We start from the raw sequence: 10343 nt of genomic DNA, 5'->3' as shown, positions 1-10343 counted from the left end.
TCACCAGTGCGATACATGGCTTGCTCCTTTGGAGTGAATATGCCATATTATATCATGTTAGTAATTTAATTGCGACACAGTCTGAATATTTAATTATTAATTCTTAAACAAAATCTCTGTATTAATATTATAAACTTCCTTAAGTTTAGTGCTTAGTGATTTACTCTTAGTCATTGTTTAGTTATTAGAATTTAGTAATTAGAATTTGATTTTAACCATATCTCCCTGTAATATACCCTTCCGTCCTCTTATCTTTTGGAGAGACAAATAAATCGGCTGTCTTATCTATTTCAATAAGTTCACCCATAAGGAAGAAGGCAGTACGGTCGCTCACCCGTGACGCCTGTTTTACGTTGTTTGTGACCAGGACAATCGTATATTTTTTCTTTAGCTCGATCATGGCCTCTTCAACTTTAGCTGTGGAAATAGGATCCAGTCCCGAGCAGGGTTCATCATACAGTATTACTTCCGGTTCGACCGCCAGCGTACGGGCGATGCAAAGACGCTGTTGCTGGCCGCCGGATAATTTCATAGCCGAAGCATCCAGACGGTCTTTTACTTCATCCCAGAGCGAAGCAGCTATCAGGGATTTTTCAACTATTATATCAATTTCTTTTTTACTCTTTATACCGTGACGAAGCGGACCATACCCGACATTTTCATAAATAGACATCGGAAGAGGAAGAGGAAGAGCAAAGACCATTCCGCATCTTTTCCTTAAGGTCTCGGTGTCTATTTTTCTGACATCAATTCCGTCAAGAGTAATACTACCGTCATATCTGAAGTTAACCGCTACTTCGTTTAACCTGTTTATCATGCGAAGAAATGTAGTCTTCCCGCTGTTCGAAGGGCCGATGATACCGAGAATCTCATTGGAGTAAACCGTAAGGTTGAGATTCTTCACCGAACAAGAAGTGCCGAACCAGCAATTAAGATCCCTGGCAACTATTTTTTCTTTAAGGGTTTCTACCATTTTTTCTTTTTCCTGAAATAGATACGCATTGAGATAGCGGAAATACTCATAGCCAGAACGAGCACCAGAAGGACCAGTGCGGTTCCGTACGTAATGTTTGACGGCATATTCGGGATCTGTGTTGAAATAATGTAAAGATGATACGGTAAAGCCATTACCTGGTCAAATACCGAACGGGGCAGGTGCGGGACATAGAACGCGGCCGCGGTAAAAAGTATCGGGGCGGTTTCACCGGAGATCCTGGCGATAGAAAGAATCGCACCGGTCATTATTCCGGGTAAAGCATTCGGAAGAACCACATGACGGATCGTCTGCCACTTAGAAACACCGAGAGAAAGTGAAGCTTCTCTGAAAGACTGCGGAACAGAATTTAAGGCATTCCTTGAAGTTGTTATTATTACCGGAAGTTCCATTATCGACAGGGTAAGAGCTCCCGCAATTATGGATACTCCCATCTTTAAGAACATGACAAAAACAGCCAGACCGAAGAGACCGTAAACAACGGAAGGAACTCCGGCAAGATTCACTATGGACAGCTTTATAATCCTTGTTAAGAGATTGTCTTTCGCATATTCATTCAGATAAATTGCGGCCATCACACCCATCGGAAGGGTTATCGCTACTGCGCAAAGAACGATACTCAGGGTACCTACAATGGCGGGGAATATTCCACCGGCTCTCATCCCGTCTCTCGGTGCCGTAAACAGGAACTCCCAGGTGATTGCCGAAGCGCCTTCTTTAATGATAATGAAAACTATCATAAGCACAGGCAAAATTATAATAAGCGTCACAATAAAGAGGAGAGAAAACGCTATTTTTTGAGCTATTTTTGGATTCATTACTTTTTTGTCCTGTTAAGAAACGAGTCTGCTATGAAGTTAATAATAAACGTAATCACAAAAAGGACCAGTCCGATGGCAAACAGGCCTTTGTAATGCATGCTTCCTTTCACGGTCTCACCCATCTCGGCTGCGATCGTAGCCGTCATAGTGCGGACCGGATCAAAGATAGATTCCGGGATCGCCGCCGCATTTCCTGTTATCATCATTACAGCCATGGTCTCACCTATAACCCGGCCTATGCCAAGCATCACAGCCGCAAGTATTCCGGGAGCCGCCGCAGGCAAAACTATTCTGTACATTGTCTGCCATTTTGTGGCTCCGAGGGAAAGAGCCGCTTCTTTGTAAGTCCAGGGAACGGAACGAATAGCATCTTCGGAGATAGAGACAATGGTAGGCATCGCCATAAAAGCAAGCATGAGCGAACCTGAAAATGCGGAAAGACCGGTAGGTATATCAAACATTACTCTGACAAACGGCACCAGAGTTACCATACCGATAAAACCGATAACCACGCTCGGGATGGCTGCAAGAAGCTCAATACCGGACTTTAAAATATCCCTGACTGACACGGGAGCAACTTCAGAGATGTAAAAAGCGGCCATAACTCCGACCGGGACGGCAATAACAGCGGCTCCGAGAGTTACAAATACAGAGCCCATGATAAGAGAGAGTATTCCAAAACCTGCAGGTTTTGAAGTGGGGTACCAGTAATGCCCCGAAAGGAAATCTTTTATACTATACTGAGCAAAAAATCCAAGACCTTCCCGGAGTAGAAAGAAAAATATCAAGGAGACAAGAATAATTGCGGCAATACCGGAAGCAAATATCAGCTTTTCTATTATTGAATCCGTAATTTTCCTGCTAATCATTTTACCCTCATAATAATCATTTTTATTTATCTGTGCCATCGCTATTTTTTATCTGTGTCATCAGCTCCAAAACACATCTAATTTCGGTCAAGTTTTCGGAGCGGAACAAAGTCAAGTTTTCTAACTGTCCTCTGGCCTTCATCGGACAGAGAATAAGCAATAAGTTCATTCACCAGTTTATTATCTTTTGAGCTCGCATACAGAAAAAGCGGCCGTGATATAGGATATCTGTCGCTTAATACGCTATCAATATCCGGACTGACATATTTGTCGCCTTTTTTCTTGGCAATTGCTATAGCTTTTAATTCCGGAGACATATAACCTATACCGACATAACCCAGCGCATTAGGATTTTGAACTACTTCATTGACTATTGCTTGAGAAGAGGACATCAGAAGGGCTCTGGGAGAAAACTCATCTTTACTTTTCTTATCACCCTTTCTTATAACATGCTCCTTAAAAAACATATGCGTTCCTGAGTTACTCTCACGCGAAAGAATGACTATTTTTTTATCCGGCCCGCCGAGCTCTTTCCAGTTTTTGATTGTACCCATGAAAATATCCCGAACTTGAGCCAGCGTCAGCTCCCCTACCGTATTTTTCGGGTTTACAATTACCATAAGCCCGTCCAAACCTACTTTATATTCAAAAGGATAAATTTTGTTTTCTTCGGATTGTTTAGTCTCAGCTTCTTCAATACTCCTCGAAGACATTGCAATATCGCAAGTCCCGTTTATAAGAGCAGCAAAACCCGTACCCGACCCGCCTCCGGTAATACCGATGTTGATTGTATCATCTTTTAAGGAGAAATCTTCAGCCCATTTCTGGACAAGATTAACGATGGTGTCGGAACCTTTTATCTGAATGCTTTTACTTTTGGCAAGCGCCGCTTTATCCCGACTCTCCTTACTGCAGCCGGCAGCAAGAAAACAGAGACAGGCGGCAAAGATATGCAAACTTTTACTTTTCATAAAAGCATTATACATAAGAGGTGTTAAGGAAGTATTAAGCTGATGTTAAGGAATTGTAAAGAATTACGTCAGGAAGAGAATTTATACCCTACCCCATGTACGGTTTTGATGAGTTTTCCCGATTTGCCGAATTTTTCCCTTAAATGGCGGATATGAACATCAACAGCTCGGTCAACAATAGCTGTCTCATAACTCCAGGCCCCGCTGATTATTTGCTCGCGATTATACACCTTACCTTTATTTTTCATGAGAAAAGAAAGCAGTGAAAACTCTATTTTTGTCAGGGGAATTAGTTTCCCGTCCAAAGTTGCTTCATAACCGGTTAGATTTATACTGATCCCGCACTCAGTCAAGACATCGGCACTGCTTTCACTCTGCTTTGACCTGCGAAGAACCGCATCTATTCTGGCCATTAGTATTTTCGGACTGAATGGTTTGCTGAGATAATCATCGGCACCGGCTTTGAGTCCTGTCACAGTATCCTCTTCCGCAGCTTTTGCGGTTAGCATAATTATAGGTATATTTTTTGTGTTCTCATTTCTCTTTAATATCCTGCAAACCTCATAACCGTCGAAACCCGGAAGCATTATATCCAGGACAATTAGTGCCGGCTGCTGTTTCGCCGCAATATCCAGAGCCTCTCCGCCGCTTCCCGCGGTAAGCGCCTTGTACCCGCTTTTTTCAACATGGTACTTAACAAGTTCAACAATATCTTTCTCGTCGTCAACTATAAGTATTTTTTCTTTTGCCATAATTATTCCTTAGGAAGAATAAAATAAAATTCCGAACCTTCGTTGATCTTGCTTTCCATACCTACAGTACCGCCGTGCAGCTCGATTATATGTTTTACTATCGCAAGCCCGAGTCCTGTCCCTCCAAGCTCTCTGGACCTTCCTTTATCTACGCGGTAGAACCGTTCAAATATTTTTGGGTGATCTTCCTCCGGAATACCAAGACCGGTATCCTTTACCGAAACTTTTATACCCGCAGGGGTTTCTTCTGCTTCAACAATTACAGAACCTTTTGTTTTATTGAACTTCAAGGCATTATCCAGCAAGTTAATAAACACCTGTTCCAGCATATCTTTATTCGCGTAGACCCGTGGAAATTTTTCCGTTATTTTTATCTCTATTTTAATATTTTTCTTTTTAGAGTTAGGTCTGAGAATTTCCACTGCTTTATCAACGGCTTCTTTGATATCAAAAAAGTCCTTTTCCGGTTTTAACGGTGAAGATTCCATCTTTGATAATTCCAGGATATCACTGATCAACCGGTCAAGCCGGCTTACATTTTCCTGAATAATAAGAAGGAATTTCCTGTTATTTTCTTTATCCTCCAAAGCGCCGTCAAGTAAAGTCTCCGTAAAACCTTTTATTGAAGCAAGGGGAGTTCTTAATTCATGAGAAACATTGGCGACAAAATCCGTCTTGGACCTCTCCAGTTTACGTATCTCCGTTACATCGTAGAATACTGCAATCAGACCTTTCTTTCCCTCTTCTTCCTTTCCAAAAAAAGCCGCGCGTATCTTAAAAACACGTTCAACAGGCGTGATCATTTCAAGTTCGATCTCTCTAGTTCTTTGTGTTTCCAGTGCTTCCTTTAAAAAAGAGTCCAACTCCGGGTTTCTCACAGCTTCTATTAATGCATGCTCAAGCACCTGTTCTTCTTTTATTTTAAATATTTCTTCAAAAGTTTTATTTACCAGTGTCAGCTTTCCGGAGGTGTCAAGGACAATAACACCCTCCACCATGCTGTCCAGCATAGCCTTGAGCTGCCCGCGTCTTTTTTTCTCTTTGACTTCATTGATCATAGGATTATTGTAAACTTTTACACTCACTTTTGCACTAAAATCTTTCCTATATTTTCTCTTAGTTTATCCCGATATTTCAACCCGGCTAAAAACGGTTTTACTGTTTCTTTAAGTTTTTGCATTGTCTCTGCAAGTTTCGGATCAACAGCTGCCCAGTCAAATTCTTCCGGAGCCTTCCCTGACTTATTTCCGTCAGATAAAGTATATACATAATATGGTACAAGCTCACAGTACATAGCTGGCATTACAAGAGCATTATATATCTCTTCTTCGGAAGCTCCTTCTTTTAGCTTTAGTTTAGACTCTTCTATCTTCTTTTCTCCAATATCTCTTAGTTGTTTTAACTTCCCATTTGCCGTACTTTCCGAAGAAAAAACCTCTTTAAGGTAATCCAGCCATTCGGCGTCAATCGCATAATATTTAAACATAAAATCATATAAATTGTTATCCCTATAACTTGCAAGGAGAGCCTTTTCATAAGGAGTTAGTTTCATTTTGCTCTTCGAAAGATATTTATCAACAAACTTCGCCTGTAATTCACAGCATTTTAACAAACAGCCGATTTCTTCTATTTTAGAATCGTAATTTTTATTGTTATAATTATTTTTCGCTGCCAGTAAAATTAAAGACGAATACATTATTGAAGGGTTCTTCTGATAGGAATACAACAAACAACCGTTTATATTTATACTTACACCATCAGCTGCAACCGGATATTCGAAAAATATATCATCCTTGCTTTCACCGGTAAAAATATTTAACTTTTTATCATCAAGCTTTTTCCTAAACTCTTTTAACAACGCTTCTACTTCAGTATCCTTACTCTTGCTTTTTTCCGTAAATTCAAAGAACTCTTTTAGCACCTTTTCAATGTTCTGATCACTTGTAACCTGAGGTTTTTCACTAATGGTTTGCGCAAACAATATTGAAACCCAGAATAGGAGACAAATTATTATATTCAGAAGCTTCTTCATTCTACTTCTTTACCAGTTCTTCTTTCACGCACTCAGCAAGGAAGATCTTCATCAAGGACTGGTATGGAACATCTCTTTTATTGGCAATCATTTTCAATTCTTCAAGCAGTATCCTGGGTAAGCGCAGCGAAATACTGGAATAACCGGGTTTGAGGTTTGGAAAAACCGTTTTTTTGGCTTTACTCCAATCCAAAATCTCGGCGGAGTCATTTACCGCCCAATATTCCCGTTCCCTGTCTTCTGAGGATGAATATTTGATTATTTTAGCTTTTTTCATATATTTTCCTCTCTTTAATACTCATATTTCTTGCCGATATAACCCTTAATAAGCCTTTTCTTACCGTAAAGACAATAAACAATTTTCTGTCATTGTCAGTCTTTCCTAAAGAAAAGTATCTTTTCTCCATTGATGAATGTTTATTATCATCCAAAACAATTAATGGCTGATTGAAAAACACCTGCTCACATTCAGAAGCAAGTACCTTGTGTTTTTCCCAGTTCTTTTCTTTATTACCCTCATCCCAATCAAATCCGGCTATATCCGAAACCACTCTGATATTATTCACACAATCAGTATACTATAACAATATACATCTTGTCAACCAATAATCGTCCTTTTTTTAGAGTTATTAAATATATTAATACCGTGTTAGTCTAAAGCGCTAGCAAAGTTTACCCTCAGAAGCCTTAGCGCAGGAGGGGTTAGCAACATTTTTTTGTAGGTTTTCCAGGTCAACGTCCGCCTTGATTTTTTTCTTCTATCCCTGTATAATCTAAACTGTTGCTTGGTAAATCCTATTTTGAATGAGGTCTTTTTATGAAAAACGAACAAGCGCATACTCAGGATGTCTGGGTTGCAAAGAAAAAACCGCTTACTGCTGAAAGTATAGGTACTTCTTTCTTATATAACAGGCAGTACACACTTGCAAAAGACAGATACACGGCTACAGAGTACGACAATTTCAAATCTCTCGCTATGGCTATCAGAGACCGTCTGGTAGAAAAATGGCTGGCAACCCAGGAAGAGTACCACAATAAGAACACAAAACGGGTTTACTATCTTTCTATGGAGTTTTTGATCGGCCGTCTCCTCAGCAATTATATGATAAATCTTGATCTGGACAAAATCACTAAAGAAGCTTTGGGAAAACTCTCTTTAAATTTTGAAGAGCTTGAAGAACAGGAAACGGATGCAGGGCTTGGAAATGGCGGGTTAGGAAGGCTTGCCGCTTGTTTTCTTGATTCTATGGCAACACTCGCAATTCCGGCCCACGGCTACGGAATAAGATATGACTACGGAATATTCAAGCAGAAGATAATAAACGGTAATCAGGTGGAATACCCTGATGAATGGTTAAAAAGGGATAATCAGTGGGAGTTTGCAAGACCCGAAAATTGCGTAACTATAAAATTTTACGGAAAATCTCTCATGTCCCAGAACAACGCCAAACTTGCCGCAAAATGGGGCGACACGGAAGATGTACTGGCCATGCCTTACGACATTCTTATTCCGGGTTATAAAAACGACAAAGTAAACACCCTGCGCCTCTGGGCCGGAAAAAGCACGGAAGATTTTAATTTTAACCATTTTAACTACGGAGATTACGAAAGAGCCGTATATAACAAGGTCACTTCGGAAAATATTTCAAAAGTTCTTTATCCGAACGACGACTTTTTTAGAGGAAGAGAGCTCCGTTTGAAACAGGAGTATTTTCTGACAGCCGCATCTATTTCGGATATTTTAAGACGCTACAAAAAAGAAAATAAAGATATTACACAACTTGGCGATCTCATAGCTATCCAGCTTAATGACACTCATCCCGCCCTTGCTATAGCAGAACTGATGCGCATCCTGGTAGATGAAGAACTTGTAAACTGGGAAAAGGCGCTCGAGATCGTAAGAAAAGTATTTGCCTATACCAATCATACCGTAATGCCTGAAGCAATTGAAAAATGGTCCGTGGATCTATTCGGAAAGCTGCTCCCCAGACATTTACAGATAATTTATGAGATTAACGCGGATTTCCTTGCGGAGGTAAGAAAGAAATACCCCTGCGACGAAGGTAAAGCAGCAAGAATGTCTTTAATTGAAGAGTCAAATCCGGATTTGGTACGTATGGCGTTTCTTTGCATTGTTTGCAGTCACAAAGTCAACGGAGTTTCAGAACTGCACTCCGAACTCCTTAAAAGTTACGTATTCAAGGAGTTCTACGAGATGTTTCCGGAGAAATTCACAAATATGACAAACGGCATAACCCAAAGAAGATGGCTTCTCGAGGCAAACCCCCGGCTTTGTAAGCTGATTACTGAAGCCATAGGCAATAAATGGACAACAAACCTTTATGAACTGGAAAAACTGCTGCCAAAACGTGAAGATCCTGCATTCAGACAACGCTGGCAGATAATAAAGAGAGAAAACAAAGTGGATCTGTCAAATTATATAATGAAACATAACAACATTATAATAGACCCGGATTCTATCTTTGACGTGCAGGTAAAAAGGATACACGAATACAAAAGACAGACCATGCTTTGTTTCTTTATAATTTCCCAGTATTTGAAAATTAAGAGACAGCCTGATCACAGCTTTATACCCAGGACTTTCATCTTCGGAGGCAAAGCAGCTCCGGGTTACGCCATGGCAAAACTCACAATAAAATTCATTAACAGCATGGCAGATGTAATAAATAATGATAAAGATATCAAAGATAAAATAAAAGTAGTTTTCCTGGAAGACTACCGCGTTTCGCTGGCGCAAAAGATATTTCCTGCAAGCGACCTGTCCGAGCAGATCTCCACAGCAGGGACAGAGGCTTCAGGCACCGGCTGTATGAAATTTATGATGAACGGGGCTTTAACCATCGCAACCTGGGACGGGGCTAATATTGAGATTGCAAAAGAAGTCGGAAAAGAGAATATATTCATATTCGGCAAATCAGTGGAAGATATAGAAAAGATCAGGAAGCAAGGGTATGATATCGGAGAATTTGTCCGTTGTTCTTCCGGTCTTACCGAGGTCTTTAATCTCCTCCGTAATAACCATTTTTCTTTGCAGGAGTTCGGCATCTTTGACCCGCTTATAAACTCCATATTGAACAATGACAGGTTTTATATTTGCGCGGACTTTGACCAGTATGAAAAAGCTCAGGAAGCCGTATCAACCCTTTACACAGACAGAGAAAACTGGGCAAAAATGTCCATCACCAACGTAGCAAAATCCGGAAAATTCTCTTCCGACAGAACAATAAAGGAATACGCAAAAGAAATCTGGAAAGTCGGATACGAAGAGAAAATACCTAAAGATTTAAGCTAAAATATAGAGTTTCCCAAGAAAGACCCCTTAAAGGATGGACCCTAATATAATTATTTTTTATGCATTCTTTGGTTTATCAAAAGCAGTCAACTAGAGTGTATGTCTTTAAGAAAACACGGCTATTTTTCTTCAGATTCTTTTCAAGTATTCTTGTGCCTGTACTTCAGCACCCTTACTCTCTCACTGGTGATCAAACCCTCGGTTACTGTTTTATCAAGAAAAGGTATAAGCTTGTTCAAGTTCTCTTCTGTGTCCACGATTTCTATTACAACCGGAAGGTCTTCAGAGAGCCTGAGAAGCTTTGCCGTGTGTACGCGGCTATCCGCGCCAAAACCCATGATACCCCTTGTCACCGTTGCTCCGGCCAAGTTCAGTTCTCTTGCTTTAAGCACAATGTATTCGTAAAGCGCCTTCCCTTCATATTTGTCAGACTCGCCAATAAATATCCTTAACAGCATTCCTTCTTCCGGTAATTTCATAAGAAACCTCCTTAGAACAATTGACTAATGCAGACTGTGTCGCAATTATTTCTAGAAACACCGTTCTTTGACAACTGGAACCAAGAAGCGGTTTTTTAACCGAACTTAAACA

The 10343-nt window shown here is 40.3% G+C and carries 11 protein-coding genes; 1 reads left to right on the top strand and 10 read right to left on the bottom strand.

Features of this window, described 5'->3' with window-relative positions:
• Positions 1-211: 211 nt before the first annotated feature.
• From pstB to A2536_00370, 9 genes are all read right to left on the bottom strand, one after another.
• Positions 212-973, bottom strand: coding sequence for a phosphate ABC transporter ATP-binding protein (pstB, locus tag A2536_00410; protein OGF44186.1), 762 nt, complete (start codon positions 971-973; stop codon positions 212-214).
• Entirely contained in the window at positions 967-1812 is an 846-nt protein-coding gene (locus A2536_00405) for a phosphate ABC transporter, permease protein PstA (GenBank protein OGF44185.1), read from the bottom strand. The genes pstB and A2536_00405 overlap by 7 nt, the downstream gene beginning before the upstream one ends.
• The gene (locus A2536_00400) at positions 1812-2684 is read right to left on the bottom strand and encodes a phosphate ABC transporter permease subunit PstC (protein OGF44189.1); all 873 of its coding nucleotides are present in this window, start codon (positions 2682-2684) and stop codon (positions 1812-1814) included. Before A2536_00400 ends, A2536_00405 begins: the two co-directional genes overlap by 1 nt.
• A 77-nt stretch (positions 2685-2761) precedes the next feature.
• Positions 2762-3670 carry a hypothetical protein gene (locus A2536_00395; protein OGF44184.1) on the bottom strand — a complete coding sequence of 303 codons (909 nt, stop codon included), beginning with the start codon at positions 3668-3670 and terminating at the stop codon, positions 2762-2764.
• Between the two features lie 53 nt (positions 3671-3723).
• On the bottom strand, positions 3724-4407 hold the full coding sequence (locus tag A2536_00390; GenBank protein ID OGF44183.1) for a DNA-binding response regulator: 684 nt from the start codon (positions 4405-4407) through the stop codon (positions 3724-3726).
• Positions 4408-4409: 2 nt separating this feature from the next.
• Positions 4410-5492, bottom strand: a complete 1083-nt coding sequence (locus tag A2536_00385) for a hypothetical protein (GenBank protein OGF44182.1) — start codon at positions 5490-5492, stop codon at positions 4410-4412.
• Complete coding sequence (locus A2536_00380) at positions 5489-6439, bottom strand: hypothetical protein (GenBank protein ID OGF44181.1); 951 nt, start codon at positions 6437-6439, stop codon at positions 5489-5491. The genes A2536_00385 and A2536_00380 overlap by 4 nt, the downstream gene beginning before the upstream one ends.
• A gap of 1 nt (position 6440) precedes the next feature.
• A complete protein-coding gene (locus A2536_00375) occupies positions 6441-6716 on the bottom strand; it encodes a hypothetical protein (protein OGF44180.1) in 276 nt (91 codons plus the stop codon).
• Positions 6703-6996 (bottom strand): hypothetical protein, encoded by a 294-nt coding sequence (locus tag A2536_00370; protein OGF44188.1) that lies wholly within the window; start codon positions 6994-6996, stop codon positions 6703-6705. Before A2536_00370 ends, A2536_00375 begins: the two co-directional genes overlap by 14 nt.
• 329 nt (positions 6997-7325) lie before the next feature.
• Between A2536_00370 and A2536_00365 the strand changes: the two genes are divergently transcribed.
• Positions 7326-9752, top strand: a complete 2427-nt coding sequence (locus A2536_00365) for a glycogen phosphorylase (protein ID OGF44187.1) — start codon at positions 7326-7328, stop codon at positions 9750-9752.
• A gap of 140 nt (positions 9753-9892) precedes the next feature.
• On the opposite strand, the gene A2536_00360 is transcribed toward A2536_00365, so the two are convergent.
• Positions 9893-10231: a hypothetical protein gene (locus A2536_00360; GenBank protein ID OGF44179.1), complete on the bottom strand. Its 339-nt coding sequence runs from the start codon at positions 10229-10231 to the stop codon at positions 9893-9895.
• Positions 10232-10343: the final 112 nt, after the last annotated feature.

Source organism: Candidatus Firestonebacteria bacterium RIFOXYD2_FULL_39_29 (assembly GCA_001778375.1).
GTDB lineage: Bacteria > Oederibacteriota > D2-FULL-39-29 > D2-FULL-39-29 > D2-FULL-39-29 > D2-FULL-39-29.
This window is presented reverse-complemented; position numbering and strand designations above follow the sequence as displayed.

Bases quoted from the DNA above. Each gene is read 5' to 3' on its own strand.
- pstB (OGF44186.1), bottom strand. From the start codon at position 973: ATGGTAGAAACCCTTAAAGAAAAAATAGTTGCCAGGGATCTTAATTGC.
- A2536_00405 (OGF44185.1), bottom strand. From the start codon at position 1,812: ATGAATCCAAAAATAGCTCAAAAAATAGCGTTTTCTCTCCTCTTTATT.
- A2536_00400 (OGF44189.1), bottom strand. From the start codon at position 2,684: ATGATTAGCAGGAAAATTACGGATTCAATAATAGAAAAGCTGATATTT.
- A2536_00395 (OGF44184.1), bottom strand. From the start codon at position 3,670: ATGTATAATGCTTTTATGAAAAGTAAAAGTTTGCATATCTTTGCCGCC.
- A2536_00390 (OGF44183.1), bottom strand. From the start codon at position 4,407: ATGGCAAAAGAAAAAATACTTATAGTTGACGACGAGAAAGATATTGTT.
- A2536_00380 (OGF44181.1), bottom strand. From the start codon at position 6,439: ATGAAGAAGCTTCTGAATATAATAATTTGTCTCCTATTCTGGGTTTCA.
- A2536_00375 (OGF44180.1), bottom strand. From the start codon at position 6,716: ATGAAAAAAGCTAAAATAATCAAATATTCATCCTCAGAAGACAGGGAA.
- A2536_00360 (OGF44179.1), bottom strand. From the start codon at position 10,231: ATGAAATTACCGGAAGAAGGAATGCTGTTAAGGATATTTATTGGCGAG.